Annotated in this window: 8 protein-coding genes; 7 read left to right on the plus strand and 1 reads right to left on the minus strand. The window is 69.2% G+C overall.

Annotated features, from left to right (window positions below; genetic code table 11):
- Window positions 1-168: 168 nt before the first annotated feature.
- The 3 genes from ACLIME_RS00265 to ACLIME_RS00275 all read left to right on the plus strand — a co-directional run bounded on the left by ACLIME_RS00265 (window position 169) and on the right by ACLIME_RS00275 (window position 7,699).
- The gene (locus ACLIME_RS00265) at window positions 169-3,684 is read left to right on the plus strand and encodes an SdrD B-like domain-containing protein (RefSeq protein WP_411557941.1); all 3,516 of its coding nucleotides are present in this window, start codon (window positions 169-171) and stop codon (window positions 3,682-3,684) included.
- Window positions 3,685-3,863: 179 nt separating this feature from the next.
- Complete coding sequence (locus ACLIME_RS00270) at window positions 3,864-4,997, plus strand: hypothetical protein (protein ID WP_079705167.1); 1,134 nt, start codon at window positions 3,864-3,866, stop codon at window positions 4,995-4,997.
- A gap of 173 nt (window positions 4,998-5,170) precedes the next feature.
- Complete coding sequence (locus tag ACLIME_RS00275; RefSeq protein ID WP_064294324.1) at window positions 5,171-7,699, plus strand: ATP-dependent Clp protease ATP-binding subunit; 2,529 nt, start codon at window positions 5,171-5,173, stop codon at window positions 7,697-7,699.
- A gap of 126 nt (window positions 7,700-7,825) precedes the next feature.
- On the opposite strand, the gene ACLIME_RS00280 is transcribed toward ACLIME_RS00275, so the two are convergent.
- Window positions 7,826-8,752, minus strand: coding sequence for a Ppx/GppA phosphatase family protein (locus ACLIME_RS00280; RefSeq protein ID WP_079705168.1), 927 nt, complete (start codon window positions 8,750-8,752; stop codon window positions 7,826-7,828).
- A 92-nt stretch (window positions 8,753-8,844) separates the two neighbouring features.
- On the opposite strand from ACLIME_RS00280, the gene ACLIME_RS00285 reads away from it, so the two are divergent.
- The 4 genes from ACLIME_RS00285 to ACLIME_RS00300 all read left to right on the plus strand — a co-directional run bounded on the left by ACLIME_RS00285 (window position 8,845) and on the right by ACLIME_RS00300 (window position 16,958).
- Window positions 8,845-10,221 carry a glucose-6-phosphate dehydrogenase gene (locus ACLIME_RS00285; RefSeq protein ID WP_192004610.1) on the plus strand — a complete coding sequence of 459 codons (1,377 nt, stop codon included), beginning with the start codon at window positions 8,845-8,847 and terminating at the stop codon, window positions 10,219-10,221.
- 248 nt (window positions 10,222-10,469) lie between these two features.
- On the plus strand, window positions 10,470-10,988 hold the full coding sequence (locus tag ACLIME_RS00290) for an amino-acid N-acetyltransferase (RefSeq protein ID WP_411557942.1): 519 nt from the start codon (window positions 10,470-10,472) through the stop codon (window positions 10,986-10,988).
- Between the two features lie 260 nt (window positions 10,989-11,248).
- Window positions 11,249-16,162, plus strand: a complete 4,914-nt coding sequence (locus ACLIME_RS00295; RefSeq protein WP_411557943.1) for an ExeM/NucH family extracellular endonuclease — start codon at window positions 11,249-11,251, stop codon at window positions 16,160-16,162.
- A gap of 130 nt (window positions 16,163-16,292) precedes the next feature.
- A complete protein-coding gene (locus ACLIME_RS00300; RefSeq protein ID WP_202939473.1) occupies window positions 16,293-16,958 on the plus strand; it encodes a hypothetical protein in 666 nt (221 codons plus the stop codon).
- Window positions 16,959-17,047 lie beyond the last annotated feature (89 nt).

Below are 17,047 nucleotides of genomic sequence, written 5' to 3' on the forward strand. Positions count from 1 at the left end.
CGAAGGGGGTCGACCGCATCGCGGTCGGCCCCCTTCGTCGTGCTCCGGATGTCGCGCCCGTCCCCGACAGCCGTCCTGCATCGTAATGAAGGTTGAATATTCCACATATCAGTCGACCAATTTGTGTATCGTGTGACGGCCCCCTCTCCTCCAGAAGGTCGGACCCACGTGAACACCATCCTCTTCCGCAGGGCGCTCGGCGCCCTGTCCATCGTCGCCGTCACCGGCGGCGCCATGTTGCCGGTCACGGCACCGGACACCACCTCGACTCCCGCTTCCGCCGCGACCCAGGCGCTCGGCCTCAACACCTCACTGCAGCGCACCGCCACCGGGAGCGTTCCCTTCGATCCGGCGCCCGGTCCAGGGCTCGACGTCTCACCCGACGACGCGGTGCTGCGGTCCCACGACGCCGTGACGTACACGATCGAGGCGCAGCTGCGCGGTGCCGCCCGCGACAACCGGGTGGTCGTCCGACAGCGGTTGCCCGAAGGGTTGCAGTGGCCCACCGTCGATCAGTTGCCGGGGTACTGCGTCGCCGGATCCACGGTCAGTCCCGACCGCGCCGTCCTCGACTGCGTCCGCTCCGACGTCCTCCCGAACTCGGTGAGCGCCATCGAGCTCACCGCGATGCTCACCACCGCGCCGGCGAACGGCACCGTCATCAGCGCGCCGCAGGACGGCATCGAGATCATCGCCGCCGACGCCGCCGACGGGTCCGAGATCCGGGCCAGCACGACCGCACCGGATCTGGTGGTGAGCAGCGGCCCGCGCGTCAACGTCGGCGTCCGACGGGGCCCGGTCGTCGACGGCGTGCAGGAGCAGGACGGCACGGTGGGTTGGTACATCGCACACGACACCTACCTCTCGATCACCGATTTCGGCACCGATGAGGGACGTGGCGCCCGCGGATCCGGGAACGTCGTGGGCGACGTCACCTTCGTCATCGATCTCAACGGGTATCCAGCCGGCACGCGGCTCGCGACCGTGAACCCTGAGGGGAGGCCAGTGCCGCAGAGCTGTCTCACCGGGGCCTTCGACTCCGCGGTCTTCCCGAAGGCGGCGGGCGGAGGCGACGACGCGGTCTCGGATTCCGGGACCTGGACCTGCGAACCGGCAGCCGACGGCCGTTCCGTCCTCGTCACGGTCAGTGGGGCCGACCTGAGCGGCGACCACATCCCCTCGCGGTCCGCTTCCGGCTCCGCGATCACGGCGCAGGGCTACCTCGCCATTGGACGATTCGGCGTGTTCGTGCCCGAGGACGACGTCCCGGCGAACGGCGCCCTGCCCGTGCGGCTGGACCTCGCCGATCTCCGCGTGACCGGTGTCGCCGCCGACGGGGCGCCCCTGCCGAACGCTCCGGAGCCGCTGGCGGACAACGTCGCCACCGCGACGATCGCCCAGCGCACCGGCGGCGGAGACCACGCGAGCCGGTACTCGGACCGCCGGACCGACAACCGCATGGTGCCCGGACAGAGCACGGCCGGCTCCGGCGACGGGCCTGTCGCCGGCGGCCAGCGGTTCGAGCAGACCGTCGCCTGGAACAACACCACGACGAGTGCCCTGACCGGCGCCGTGCTCTGCGCGGTGTTCGACCCGGCCACCCAGCAGGTCGGTGAGCGTCCCGGCGGAGGAGACCCTGCAGAGTTCCGCTCAACCGCCGGGCCTGTGATCGTCGAGTACGGGACGACGCCCAGCGTCGACGCCGCGGCCGACGCCGAGACCCGGCAGGCGCAGATGGATGCGACCACCTGCGACGACGCCGACGACACCTGGATCGCCGACCCGTCACTCGTCGACACCGACGACATCACGAAGGTCCGTCTTCGTCCCGTCGACGGCGAGCTCCCTCCTCGCACGAGCGTGACCCTGTGGGTGCAACTGCAGGCCGAACAGGGCCTCGACGTGGGCACCATGATCACCGAGACCTACAGCATCAAGTCCTCCGGCAACGGTCCGGACCGGGAGTCGGCGACCGCCTGGGTGGAGGACGGATGGTGGCACGGCCGGTACCGCGCGTCCGAGGGCAACGCACAGTACCCCCGTGGCGATCAACTGGTCGCCGCGAACGCGGCGGTCACGCTCAACAAGCGGGCCACCTCACCGGAGGTCGCGCCTGGCGCTCCGGCACCGATCGCGGCTGGCTCACCCATCACCTTCGAGGTGCGTCCGCAGATCATCACCCCCGACGGGGTGGCCGATCGAGCCGACGCCGTGACGGTCACGGACTCCCTGCCGGCCGGATTCCTCTTCGACGAGGGTTCGGCGACCCCGGCGGCCACGACCGTGGTCCCGCAGGCGGACGGCAGCACGCTCCTCACCTGGGACCTCGGGCGGATCCGACAGGGAGCCGAGCCGGTGATCGCCTACACCGCGGTCTCGGACCGGTTCTCCGTCGGACAGTTCCTCAATCGTGCGATCGTCGCGAGTCCGGACGACCCGGGGTCCCTGACGGACTTCCCCGCGGAGCCAGGACGACTCGACTCCCACTACTCCTGGCAGTCGATGGTGGTCACCACCCCATCCGGACTGCAGATCGACAAGCACGTGGCCCGGTCCGTCGTCGAGTTCGGCGACGCGGTCGAGGTCGACGTCGTCTTCGGGAACATGAGCGCCGGGGCCGTGCAGCGCGAGGTGCGGATGATCGACGTCCTCCCGTACCCGGGCGACGAACGTGGCTCGACCGGGCAGGGCGTCCTGGCGGGTCCGGCCTCGTCGGACGGAGCCGACCTCCGCTACACGGCGGCCCCCGGTGATGCGGTCGCGAGCAACGTCGACCCCGTCGTCGACGACGGCTTCGGCACCCTGCCGGACGGAGCGCGGTGGTGCGCGGCGGACGAATTCGGCATGACCGGGTGCCCGGCGTCCATCGCAGAGGCGACCGCGATCGAGGCCACCGTCGCCGAGCTCGCGCCGTTCGCGCCGGTGGTCGTCGACTACGAGCTGACGACCACCGGTGCCGCGGTCGACGCCCGGTTCGTGAACGACGCCGTCGTGCACTCCGCGACGCAATCGCTCGGCGCACAATCGCCCCAGGTCGCGGCGCAGCTGGTGAGCTCGGCGCTCGGCGAACGCATCTGGTGGGATCTCGACGCGAACGGGCTCGACGACGACGGGCTCGACGGGACGCCGGGGCCTGGTGTCGCAGACGTCGAGCTCGAACTGACCGGCACCGACAAGCGCGGGGAGCCGGTCACCCGGACTGTCACGACCGACGCCGACGGGCAGTACCGGTTCGAGGCGCTCCGTTCCGGTGCCTACCGGATCGACGTGCGACTCCCGGACGACCTGATGGCCGACGCCACGTCGCCTCGGGTCGGCGACGACGATCTCCGGAACTCCGCGATCGACCCGGCGGCGTGGGTCATGGCGGACATCGTGATCGCGGACCCGTCGCCGAACGGAACCGACGGCGAGGACCTCCGTTGGAACGGCGGTCTCATCGCGACCGAGCCCGGGACCGGCCCGGATCCGGAGGGGCCGGGCGCGACGCCGGGTGCACCGGAGGCCACGAACGGCCGGGACACCGCGAGTCCGCTCGCCGTCACCGGCGCCGGGCTCACGACCGGCGCGCTCCTCGCGGCCGGCCTGCTCGTCGTCGCCGGTCTGCTCGTCCTCGCGCTGCGGCGGACGCGACGCCTCGTCGCACCGGAGCAGGCGACGGACGGACCGGTCACGACCGAGTGACGAGGCCGTGAGTCGGGCCGCGGGATCGAGGTCCCGCGGCCCGACCCGGCTCCGAATGTCCGCAGAATCGACCCCGGATCGAGGGGTGGGCGCTCCCTATACTGGGGTCAAGTCAGGCCCACGACGGCGTCGCCTGCTCCCGGTCGACCCTTCGCCTGACGCGATCGAAGGAGGCATCAGTGCACCACACCGATATTCCGACCCGCTCCGACATCGTCGAGCTCGCGACCGCCCGAGAAGCGTCGAGCGTGTCGATCTACCTCGAGACGAGCACCAACCCCGCGGACACGAGCCACATCCGGCTCGACCTGAAGAACCAGGTGAAACAGGCCGTCGAACAGTTGGCGTCGGCCGGGGCGGACCGCACCGACGTGAGCCGGTTCACCGATGAGATCGATCGGCTCCTCGAAGACCCCGACTTCCTGCGGTACCTGTCGTCGAGCCTCGCGATCTTCGTGAGCCCGTCGACGACCAGGTACTTCCGAGTGCCCAACGTCCTGCGCTCGTGCAACGAGGTCTCCGACCGCTTCTACATCAAGCCGCTCATGCGCGCCCTCACGTTCCCGCAATCCGCCTACGTGCTCGCCCTGGCGCAGAGCGGCGTGCGGCTCGTCGCCGTGGCACGGGACCTCCCGGCGACGAGCATCGAACTGGACATCCCCGACGACGTCGCGGCGGCCGCCCACGTGGACTCCATCCGTGGGCGTGGATCGAACGGTCGGGAGCAGCTCGGACGCATCCAGGGGTCGGAGGGCCAGAAGATCCGGATGCAGGAGTATGCGCAGGTGATCGACAAGGCGCTCGCCCCTATCCTCGCGAATTCGAAGGAGCCGTTGATCCTCGCCGGAGCCGAGCCGATGACCGGAATCTTCCGATCGGTGTGCACCTCGAAGCAGTTGGTGAAGCCCGAGATCGAGGGCAATCAGCAGGAGCGCTCGGACGAGCAGCTCGCCGCGGCGGCCCGCCCGATCCTCGACGAGCTGTACGCCGCCGAACTGCACGCACTGTGCGAGGAGTTCGGCACCCGCGCGTCGAACGGCCGTGCCGTGACCGACCTCGGCGACGTGGCACGCGCCGCGACGGCGAACGCGGTCGACACCCTGTTCGTCGACATCGACAGCAACCTGCCGGGCACGGTCGACGAGACCACCGGTGTCGTCACCCTCGCCGACGACGCCGACGCGACGAACTACGGCGTGATCGACGAGATCCTCCGCCGGGCGCTGCTGTCCGACGCCCGGATCCTCGCCGTCCGCGCCGACGACGTCCCCGGTGGGGGCGCCCTCGCGGCGACCGTCCGGTTCCCGGTCTGACCGAGCCGCGATCCTCCGACACCCGCAGCGCACGTGCCCGGTGCACGTGCGCTGCGGCGTTCCCGGTGGCCGCGCATCACGCCCACGGCGAACAGGGGCGAAGAGAGCTGCGGCGGTCGTTACGCTCCTACTAACGGCATCACCACCCTGCCCGGTGCCGGAGGAGAGTGATCATGTTCGAGAGATTCACCGACCGTGCGCGTCGTGTCGTCGTCCTGGCCCAGGAAGAGGCCAAGATGCTCAACCACAACTACATCGGGACCGAGCACATCCTGCTCGGCCTCATCCACGAGGGAGAAGGAGTCGCCGCCAAGGCACTCGAGTCCCTCGGGATCTCCCTCGATGCCGTGCGCGAGCAGGTCACCGACATCATCGGCACCGGCCAGCAGCAGCCGACGGGACACATCCCGTTCACGCCGCGCGCCAAGAAGGTGCTGGAGCTGAGCCTGCGCGAAGCGCTGCAGCTCGGCCACAACTACATCGGCACGGAGCACATCCTGCTCGGCCTCATCCGCGAGGGCGAGGGCGTCGCAGCCCAGGTCCTCGTGAAGCTGGGTGCCGACCTCAACCGCGTGCGCCAGCAGGTCATCCAGCTGCTGTCCGGCTACCAGGGCAAGGAAGCAGCCCCGGTCGGCGGCAACCAGAGTGAGCAGCAGGCACAGGGCGGGTCGCAGATCCTCGACCAGTTCGGCCGTAACCTCACGCAGGCCGCGCGCGACAACAAGCTCGACCCGGTCATCGGTCGCGACAAGGAGATGGAGCGGGTCATGCAGATCCTCTCCCGTCGCTCGAAGAACAACCCGGTCCTCATCGGTGAGCCCGGCGTCGGCAAGACCGCCGTCGTCGAGGGTCTCGCCCAGGCGATCGTCAAGGGCGATGTCCCGGAGACGCTGAAGGACAAGCAGCTGTACTCGCTCGACCTCGGCTCGCTCATCGCCGGCAGTCGCTACCGCGGTGACTTCGAGGAGCGCCTGAAGAAGGTCACCAAGGAGATCCGCACCCGCGGCGACATCATCGTCTTCATCGACGAGATCCACACCCTCGTGGGTGCCGGTGCCGCCGAAGGCGCGATCGACGCGGCCTCCATCCTCAAGCCGCTGCTCGCTCGCGGTGAGCTCCAGACCATCGGTGCCACCACGCTCGACGAGTACCGCAAGCACTTCGAGAAGGACGCCGCACTCGAGCGTCGCTTCCAGCCGATCCAGGTCATGGAGCCGTCGCTGCCCCACACGATCAACATCCTCAAGGGGCTGCGCGACCGGTACGAGGCACACCACAAGGTGTCCATCACCGACGGCGCGCTCGTCTCGGCGGCGAACCTCGCCGACCGGTACATCTCCGACCGCTTCCTGCCCGACAAGGCCATCGACTTGATCGACGAGGCCGGTGCACGCCTGCGTCTGTCGATCCTCTCGAGCCCCCCGGAGCTGCGCGAGTTCGACGACAAGATCGCCGGCGTCCGCGAGGCCAAGGAGACGGCCATCGAGGAGCAGGACTTCGAGAAGGCGGCGTCGCTCCGCGACGAGGAGAAGAACCTGCTCGGCGAGCGTCTTCGCCTCGAGAAGCAGTGGCGCTCGGGTGACGTCAAGACGACCGCCGAGGTCGACGAGGGTCTGATCGCCGAGGTCCTCGCCCAGGCGACCGGCATCCCCGTCTTCAAGCTCACGGAAGAGGAGTCCTCGCGACTCGTCTTCATGGAGAAGGCGCTGCACCAGCGGGTCATCGGTCAGGAGGAGGCCATCTCGGCGCTCTCCAAGACCATCCGCCGCACGCGTGCAGGCCTCAAGGACCCGAAGCGTCCCTCGGGCTCGTTCATCTTCGCCGGCCCCACGGGTGTCGGTAAGACCGAGCTCGCGAAGGCGCTCGCCGAGTTCCTGTTCGACGACGAAGGCGCGCTGATCTCCCTCGACATGTCGGAGTACGGCGAGAAGCACACGGTCTCGCGACTGTTCGGTGCTCCTCCCGGGTTCGTCGGCTTCGAAGAGGGCGGCCAGCTCACCGAGAAGGTGCGTCGCAAGCCGTTCAGCGTCGTGCTCTTCGACGAGATCGAGAAGGCCCACCCCGACATCTTCAACTCGCTCCTCCAGATCCTGGAAGAGGGTCGGTTGACGGATGGTCAGGGTCGCGTCGTCGACTTCAAGAACACCGTCATCATCATGACCACCAACCTCGGTGCTCGTGACATCGCCGGTGGTCCGGTCGGCTTCCAGATCGAGGGCAACGCCTCGACCGGGTACGACATCATGCGCGGCAAGGTGAACGAGGAGCTGAAGAAGCACTTCAAGCCCGAGTTCCTGAACCGTGTCGACGACATCATCGTGTTCCCGCAGCTGTCGAAGCCGGAGCTCCTGCAGATCGTGGACCTGTTCACGAAGCGTCTCTCGGAGCGTCTGCTCGACCGCGACATGACGATCGAGCTCACGCTGCCGGCGAAGGAGCGCCTCATCGAGGTCGGCTTCGACCCGACCCTCGGTGCTCGTCCGCTGCGTCGTGCGATGCAGCGCGAGGTCGAGGACCAGCTCAGCGAGCAGATCCTCCACGGCGAGCTCAACGCCGGCGACCACGTGCACGTCGACTTCGTGAACGGCGCGTTCGCCTTCACGACCTCGGCTCGCGGTGAGTCGGTCGGTGCCGGCGTCAACGCGCAGGCGTCGCTCGGTACGGGTTCGGCCACGCCGGACCTCGCCATCACGGGCGAGTAGTCCCGAGTCACCGAAGGCCCCCACTCCGCGGAGTGGGGGCCTTCGTCGTGTCAGGGGTGTTCGTTCGCCCATCTCCGGGCGCGCGAGCACTGGAGCGCCCGAACCTGGGCGAGCGAACGGTGGCGGTCAGCCGAGGCGGTCGAGGTACCGGAGGATGATGCCCTCGCGGAGCGCCCACGGGGAGACGTCGAGCTCGCGGACGCGGAAGGCGGCCATCGCCTCGGACAGGACGATGCCGCCGGCGACGATCTGGAAGGTCCGGTCGGCGGTGATCCCGGGGAGCGCGGGGCGGGCCTCAGCCGGAATGCGGGCGAGCCGGGGGATCCAGTCGTCGAGCTGGCTGCGCCGGAGCAGCGATCGTTCGGTGCCACCGATCCCATCCGCCACCGATCCTGCGAGGCGTGCGAGGGAGCGGATGGTCTTGGAAGACCCGACGACGTGATGGGCGTCGGGCTCCTCGGCGAACGCGGGGAGTGCCGCGGCGAGCACCTCGCGGGCGTGCAAGCGGAGCGCCTCCTGCTGTGCGGCGGTCGGTGGGTCGTCGTGGAGGAAGCCGACGGTGGAGCGTCCGGCGCCGAGCGGGAGGGAGATCGCGACATCGGGGTACTCGTCGCCGCCGGCCGCGATCTCGAGTGAGCCGCCGCCGATGTCGAGGAGGAGCATCTCGCCGGCCGACCAGCCGTACCAGCGGCGGACGGCGAGGAAGGTGAGCTTCGCCTCGTCGTCACCGGACAGGACCTGCAGGGCGATGCCGGTCCGCTCCTCGACGAGGGCGAGGACCTCCGGACCGTTCGTCGCCTCACGGATGGCCGAGGTCGCCATCGATAGGAGCTCATCGAGGCCGCTCTCGCGGGCGATCGCTGCCGCTGCACCGATCGACTCGAGGATGACCGCGACGCCCTCATCGCTGATCGATCCATCCGGCGTGAGGTATCGCATGAGTCGCAGCACCGACTTGTGCGACGACTGGGGGATCGGCCGTGCTCCCGGGTGGGCATCGACGATGAGCAGGTGGACGGTGTTCGATCCCACGTCGAGGACTCCGAGTCGCATGCGCTCACAGTACTGCCTGCCCGCCCGGGTGAGGGGGCCTCGGAGGGCGCAAGGCCGCGCGACCTCGTCGGCGCACCGCGTAGGATCGCCGCATGACCGCCGCCACCTCGGAATCCTCCGCCCCTCGAACTCTCGTGATCCTCGGTGCCGGGGGCGATCTCACGGCTCGACTCCTGTTGCCCGGACTCGCGTCGCTCCTCGCCTCTCCGCGTGGCGAGGCGGTGCGACTCATCGGGGTCGACCGCTCCGAGTCGAGCGACGAGGCCTGGCGGAAGCGCGTCGAGACCGCGTTCGCGGACGCCCCGTCGGAGCTCGCCGAGAAGATCGTCGCCGAGACCGCCTACGTGCAGGCCGACGTCTCCGATCCGGCGTCGCTCGAACGCGTCCTCGCGGCAGCCGGACCGAACGTCGCCCTCTACTTCGCCCTGCCGCCCGCCATCACCCTGCTCGCCTGTAAGGCGCTCCGGAAGCTGGAGCTCCCGAAGGGCATCATGCTCGCCCTCGAGAAGCCGTTCGGCACCGACTACGCCTCCGCCCGCTCGCTCAACCGTCTGCTCCAGCACCTGGTGCCGGAGGAGCAGGTGTTCCGCGTCGACCACTTCCTCGGCAAGTCGACGGTCCTCAACCTGCTCGGCCTGCGCTTCGCGAACCGCATCTTCGAGCCGCTCCTCTCCGCCGACAACGTCGAACGCGTCGACATCGTCTTCGACGAGCAGCTGGCGCTCGAGGGTCGCGCCGGATACTACGACCGTGCGGGCGCCCTGATCGACATGATCCAGAGTCACCTGCTCCTCGTCCTCGCGTTCGCGGCCATGGAGCCACCGGCGAGCGTCGACGCCGAAGATCTGCGCGGCGGCATGGCCCAGGTGCTGCGGGCGACCCGTCCGTGGAAGGCGAACGGCACGGAGAGTCGGCGGGCACGCTACGGCGCCGGGACGATCGGCGACCGCAAGCTGCCCGCCTACATCGACGAGCAGGGTGTGGACCCGTCGCACCACACGGAGACGCTCGCCGAGATGACCCTCGCGATCGACAACTGGCGTTGGGCCGGTGTCCCGTTCGTGCTGCGGTCCGGGAAGGCGCTGGCGGACACCCGTCAGGAGATCGTCTTCACCTTCAAGCCGGTGCCGCACCTCCCGTCCGGCCTGCACGGCATGAAGACCCCGGCGCGGCTCCGCATCGGCCTGAAGCCGGCGTCGCTCGACCTCGACCTGATGATCAACGGCGAGGACGACCCCTTCGAACTTGACCCGGTCGCCCTCCATGCCGAACTCCAGGCCGGGCAGCTCAGTGCCTACGGCGAGGTCCTGTCGAGCATCCTCGAGGGAGACCCGACCCTGTCGGTGCGCGGTGACGTGGCCGAGCAGTGCTGGCGGATCGTCGCGCCCGTCCTCAAGGCGTGGCGCAAGGACGAGGTGTCGATCGACACCTACCCGGCCGGTACCGCGGGTCCGAGGTCCTGGCACTGATCCGCCTCTCGTGATCCGGTGCCGTCACTCCGGTGTCCGGCGCCAGCGCGGTGCGCTGACGTGAGCGCGCCCCACCGGACCGAGCGCGCCCCTCTGGAGGCCCGCGCTCGCGCGGCTGGGTGGCGCTCACGCCGCTTCGGCAGCGCTCGCTCGAGCGCACCGCGCTGACGCCCATCGACCCGCGCCCGGTCGGGAGCACCGCGCTGCCGTCAGTAGACTTCTCGGAGGTTCTGACAGGAGGAGGCGGGATGGTCGAGCAGGCTCAGCAGGGGTATGTGGTCCGTCGCGCCCGCACGAGCGACGTCCGACGCATCCAGGCGCTCGTCGAACCACTCGTGCAGCAGCGCATCCTCCTCGGCAAGGACGACGTCGTCTTCTACGAAGCGGTCCAGGAGTTCCGCGTCGCCGAGACACCCGACGGCCAACTCATCGGCTGCGGCGCGCTGCACGTCATCTGGGAGGACCTCGGTGAGGTCCGCACGCTCGCCGTCTCCGCCGACCACCTCGGCACCGGGGTCGGCCACGCGCTCGTCGAGCGCCTCGAGCACGACGCGATCGAGCTCGGCCTGCGTCGCCTGTTCTGCCTGACCTTCGAAACCGGCTTCTTCACGAGGCACGGCTATCAGGAGATCGGCGAGGAGATCGTCCCACCCGAGGTCTACGCACAGCTCGTGCGCTCCTCGGACGAAGGTGTCGCGGAGTTCCTCGACCTCGCGCGGGTCAAGCCGAATACGCTCGGTAACACCCGCATGCTCAAGCTGCTCTGAACCACAGCTTGAAGGTTGGCGCTCGTCGGAGTGACCGATGAGACCGTTCACAATACCTCCCTGATCAGCGATTTCGCACATTTCCAACGCGAAGCCCGTGCTCAGATGAGCAGGCCCGGATTTACGTGCCGTTCACATTCGCGGTGGTCTTCCGTCACGCATGTCGGTTAGCTTGTGAGGCACTACCCATCGTCTGTGCCTCGAATGGGGGGTGCGTTTTCGCGCGCTCCGAACGAGGACGGCCCTCGATTCGGAGCCACATGTCGTTCAAACACCCGTGGAGGCTGTCCGCCTTCGCCGCCCTTGCCGGGCTCGTCGCCGCGCCCCTCGTGGCGACACCAGCCGTCGCCTCGACCGACGGCCTCGGCGTCGTCATCAACGAGGCCTACCTCTCGGGCGGGAGCGCGAACGCGCCCTACCTGAACAAGTTCGTCGAGCTCTACAACCCGAGCGACGCGGTGGTCGACGTCAGCGGCTGGTCGATCCAGTACCGCTCGGCGACCAGCACCGCGGCGTCGTCGACGACGGTTCCGCTCACCGGGAAGATCGCGGCCGGCGGCTACTTCCTCGTCTCGGGCGGCAGCAACGGCGCGACCGGTTCGGCCCTGCCCACACCCGACGTGACCAGTGAGCTGAACGCCTCGGGGACCAAGGGCACGCTCGCGCTCGTCGCCTCGACCACTGCGGTCACGCTCACGCCCGGCTCCGTCGTCGGCGACCCTGCTGTCGTCGACCTCCTCGGCTACGGCACGTCGAACACCTTCGAGACGGCCGCGTCGCCGTCCCCGTCGGGCAACACCGTTCCGCAGTCGATCGTGCGCACCAACTTCGCCGACACCGACAGCAACGCCGCCGACTTCACGGTCAGCGACACGGTCACGCCGCAGAACAGCGCCGGCGATACCCCGGTCGACCCCGAGCCCACACCGGAGCCGACCCCTGAACCCACGGACCCGACCACCCCGGTCGAGCCCGGCACGGCGACGATCGCGGAGATCCAGGGCACCGGCGCCGCGAGCACGATGGTCGGCCAGACGGTCACCACCACGGGCTTCGTCACCGCGAGCTTCCCGACCGGCGGCTTCAACGGCTACTACCTGCAGACCGCGGGCACCGGTGGAGCGATCGACCCCGCGACGCACCTCGCGTCCGACGGCGTCTTCGTCTACTCGCCGGCCACCGTCGGCTCCGTCGCCGTCGGCCAGTACCTGCAGGTCACCGGCGTCGTGGACGAGTACTACGGCCTCACGCAGCTGAAGGTCACCGACCCGGCCGCCGTCTCCGTGCTCGACGCCACCGGTGTCAGCGCTCCGACCGCCGCCAGTGTCGCCTTCCCGGCCACCGACGAAGAACGCGAGCGTCTCGAGGGCATGCTGCTCGACCCGGCCGGCGACTACACGGTCACCGACACTTACAGCACGAACCGCTACGGCGAGGTCGCGCTCGCGGCATCGACGACGCCGTTCGTCACGCCGACGGTCCTCGGCAAGCCCGGTTCTGCTGAGGCGCTCGCGGCCGCGGCCCGTGTGCCGGCGGAGAAGGTCGTCCTCGACGACGGCTCCACCGTGGACTTCTCGAAGGCTGAGAACACGGGCATCCCGCTCCCGTACGTCTCGACCACCGCGCCCGTCCGGGTCGGTGCCGCCGTCGACTTCACCGCACCGGTCGTCTTCGACTTCCGCAACAGCAACTGGAAGTTCCAGCCCACGCAGCACCTCACCGGCGCCAACGCCGCGGATGTGCAGCCGGCGTCCTTCGAGAACACCCGCTCCACCTCGCCTCGCGGGGTCGGCGGCGACGTGTCCCTCGCTACCTTCAACGTGCTCAACTACTTCGCCACCACCGGCGACTCGCGCACCGGCTGCACCTTCTTCACCGACCGTGAGGGCGGCAAGACGACCGTCGACGACTCCGACGCCGCCGGTTGCGGCGTCCGAGGAGCGGCGACGGCCGAGAGCCTGGCGCGTCAGCAGGCGAAGATCGTCTCGGCGATCAACGCCCTGGACGCGGACGTCGTCTCCCTCGAGGAGATTCAGAACTCCGCATCGATCGGCCTCGACCGCGACGACGCGCTGAAGACCCTGACCGCGGCGCTCAACGCCGATGCCGGTGCGGGCACCTGGACGTTCGTCCCGTCGCCCGCGAAGGTCCCCGCGGACGAGGACGTCATCCGGACGGCGTTCATCTACAAGTCGGCCGCCGTCGAGACCGTCGGCGAGTCGCGCATCCTGCTCGACGAGCCGGCCTTCGACAACGCCCGCGAGCCAGACGCGCAGGCGTTCAAGCCCAAGGGTGCGGACGACGCGGCGACGTTCCTCGTGATCGCGAACCACTTCAAGTCGAAGAGCACTTCCAAGGCCGCGACGGGCGACAACGCCAACACCGGCCAGGGCGCCTTCACCGGCGACCGCACGCGTCAGGCCAAGGCCCTCGTGACCTTCGCCGACACGGTCTCGAAGGACATCGGCACGAAGAAGGTCTTCCTCGTCGGCGACTTCAACTCCTACGACGCCGAGGACCCGCTGGACGTGCTCCGCGACGCCGGCTACATCAGCCAGGAGGCCAAGACCGGGGAATACACCTACGCGTTCGACGGTGCGGTCGGGTCCCTCGACCACATCTTCGCGTCGCCGGAAGCCGACCAGAGCGTCACCGGTGCCGACGTGTGGAACATCAACTCCGTCGAGTCGATCGCCCTCGAGTACTCCCGCTACAACGCGAACGTGACCGACTTCAACGTGCCGGACATGTTCCGCTCGAGCGACCACGACCCCGTGATCATCGGCATCAGCGCCGACGCGAGCGAGTCTGCGACCGTCAACCTGCTCAACATCAACGACTTCCACGGTCGGATCGACGCCAACACGACGAAGTTCGCGGGCACGATCGAGCAGCTCAAGGCGATGTTCGCACCCGACCAGACGGCGTTCATCTCCGCTGGTGACAACATCGGTGCCTCGCTCTTCGCTTCGTCGTCGCAGCAGGACCAGCCGACGATCGACGTGCTCAACGCACTCGGCCTGAAGGCCTCCGCGGTGGGCAACCACGAGTTCGACCAGGGCTACGGTGACCTCGTCGACCGTGTCATGGCCGACGGGAAGAACGCCGCCTGGCCGTACCTCGGGGCCAACGTGTACGAGAAGGGCACGAAGAAGCCCGCGCTCAAGGAGTACACGATCCTCGACATCGACGGAGTGAAGGTCGCCGTCGTCGGTGCCATCACCCAGGAGACGCCGACGCTCGTGTCGCCTGCAGGCATCGCCGACCTCGACTTCGGGGACCCGGTCGAGGCCGTGAACCGCGTCGCGGCGCAGCTCACCGACGGCGACGAGTCCAACGGTGAGGCGGACGTCATCGTCGCCGAGTACCACGAGGGTGCTGGAGCAGGCACGCCGGACGGCGCGACCCTCGAGCAGGAGCTCGCCGAACAGAGCGCCTTCACCGAGATCGTCACCACGACGAGCGCGGACGTCGACGCCATCTTCACCGGCCACACGCACAAGCAGTACGCGTGGGACGCTCCGATCCCCGGCGTGACCGGCAAGACCCGTCCGGTGCTCCAGACCGGCAGCTACGGCGAGTTCATCGGTCAGATCACGCTGACCGTCGACCGCGCGTCGGGTGACGTCACCGCCTACACGGCGAAGAACGTCGCACGCACCACCGTTGCCGAGGCCGACCTGGTCAAGCAGTTCCCCGCGGTCGCGACGGTCAAGACGATCACCGACAAGGCCCTCGCGGTCGCGGCGGAGATCGGCAACCAGAAGATCGGTGAGGCGAAGGCCGACATCACCCGCGCGTTCAACAACGGGGTGAAGGACGACCGCGGCGCCGAGTCGACGCTCGGTGCGCTCGTCGCCGACTCGCTCCGTGCCTCGCTCTCGAGTGCCGACCGGGGCGGAGCCGACATCGGCATCGTCAACCCGGGTGGCATGCGTGAGGAGATCCTCGCGGGCGACATCACGTACGCCGAGGCGAACGCGGTGCTGCCGTTCCTCAACAACCTGTGGACGACCTCGCTCACGGGTGCACAGTTCAAGACCGTGCTCGAGCAGCAGTGGCAGCTCGACGCGGCCGGGAACGTCCCGTCCCGTCCGTACCTGCAGCTCGGACTGTCGTCGAACGTGCAGTACACGTTCGACCCCACGAAGGCCCAGGGACAGCGGATCACGAGCATCACGGTGAACGGTGCGCCGATCGACCCGAGCAAGAGCTACCGGATCGGCTCCTTCAGCTTCCTGCTGCAGGGTGGCGACAACTTCCGTGAGTTCGCGAACGGCACGGACACGCGCGACTCCGGTCTCGTCGACCGCGACGCGTGGATCGCCTACCTGACGGCGAACAGCCCGGTGTCCCCGGACTTCGCCCGCCAGAGCGTGCAGGTCACGAACGCGCCGACCGCAGCGGTCGCCGCTGGGAAGACGGTCTCGTTCGACGTCGCGAAGCTCGACCTCACCTCGACCGGCAGCCCGGTGAACACCTCGCTGGCGATCGAACTCAACGGCTCGCCGATCGGGACGGTCCCGGTCACCGCGGGGGCCGCGACGGTGTCCTTCACCGTCCCGGCGGGTACCGCTGACGGCGCGGCGACGGTGCGCCTCACGGCACTCGAGTCGGGGACGACGCTGACGGTGCCGCTCACGGTCGCGACGCCGCCGGTGGTCACGCCGCCGACGCCCGCACCGGAGTCCGCGCTCATCCAGGCCCTCAAGGACCTGATCAAGGCGATCACCGACTTCATCATCGGCAAGCTCGCCACGATCCACGTCGGCAAGGAGTACGCCGGCACCTGGGTCAGCGTCTGGCTGCACTCCGACCCGATCCTCGTCAGCGACGGCCTCGTGCAGGTCGACGCTGACGGCAACGTGCAGGTCACGGTTCCTGAGGACGCGCCGGTCGGTGCCCACCGCCTCGTCGTCCAGGACGCCGACGGCAACGTCATCGGCTGGCAGGACATCGTCGTGCAGGCTGCGGCGGTCGACCCCGGCACCGACCCGGGCACCCAGCCCGGTGCGGGCGGCGGGACCGGTTCGGGAACGGCCGGCGGCAGCCAGGACGGCAGCCTGAGCAAGACCGGTGCCGAGCCGTGGGGGAACGCGGCGCTCGCCGCACTGCTCCTCGTCGGTGGCCTCGCGCTCGTGATCGCCCGTCGTCGCTCGGCGCAGCAGCTCTAGGCGCTCGCACCACTCAGCACCACCGAGCGCCACCCAGCACCATCCCGATGCCTCGTCATCGGTCGGACCACGGTCCGCACCGACGGCGGGGCATCGGGCGTTTCCGCGCCACTGCACTTAATCTGTGAGCATGTCGAGCCTCACGAATCCCCGCGGACCGGAGCGGCCCGCCGTCTACTGGCGACGCAGGTTGATCGTGTTCGGCGTCCTGCTCGCCGTCATCGTCCTGGTCATCGTGCTCATCGTCCGGCTCGCGTCGGGTCCGGGCACCGAGAACACCGCCGCGACGCCCACCCCGACGCCCACAGCGACCCCTGCGCCGACCCCGGCTCCTGAGGCGTCGACGACCGCACCGATCGATGAGGCCGCGACCACCGACCCCGGTTCGGCTGCCGCGTGCACGGCCGACCAGATCCGCGTCGAGGCCGTCGTGAACGGGACGAGTTTCGCGGCGGACGAACTCCCGCAGCTCTCGCTCAGTGTGACGAACACCGGTTCGGCCGCGTGCACGATGAACGCCGGCACGAGCCAGCAGGTGTTCACCGTTTCGAGCGGTGAGGAGCCGTACTGGACGTCGACCGACTGCCAGACCGCACCGAGTGACCAGCAGGTGCTCCTCGAGCCGGGGAAGACGGTCTCGTCGAACCCGCCGATCACCTGGGACCGCACGCGGTCGGCACCCGACACCTGCGATCAGCCGCGCGACCCGGTGCCCGCCGGCGGTGCCTCCTACCACCTGAACACGTCGATCGGTGGGTTCGCCTCCGCCGACAGCGCGCAGTTCCTGCTCAACTGAGTTCGCGCGTCGCCGAGAGTGCTCGTTCCGTCCGCTGACCGCGGATCAGGCGACGCTTCGTGCGCTCTCGGTGCCTGCGACAATGGACG

Source organism: Plantibacter sp. MPB07 (assembly GCF_046619465.1).
Classification (GTDB): domain Bacteria; phylum Actinomycetota; class Actinomycetes; order Actinomycetales; family Microbacteriaceae; genus Plantibacter; species Plantibacter auratus.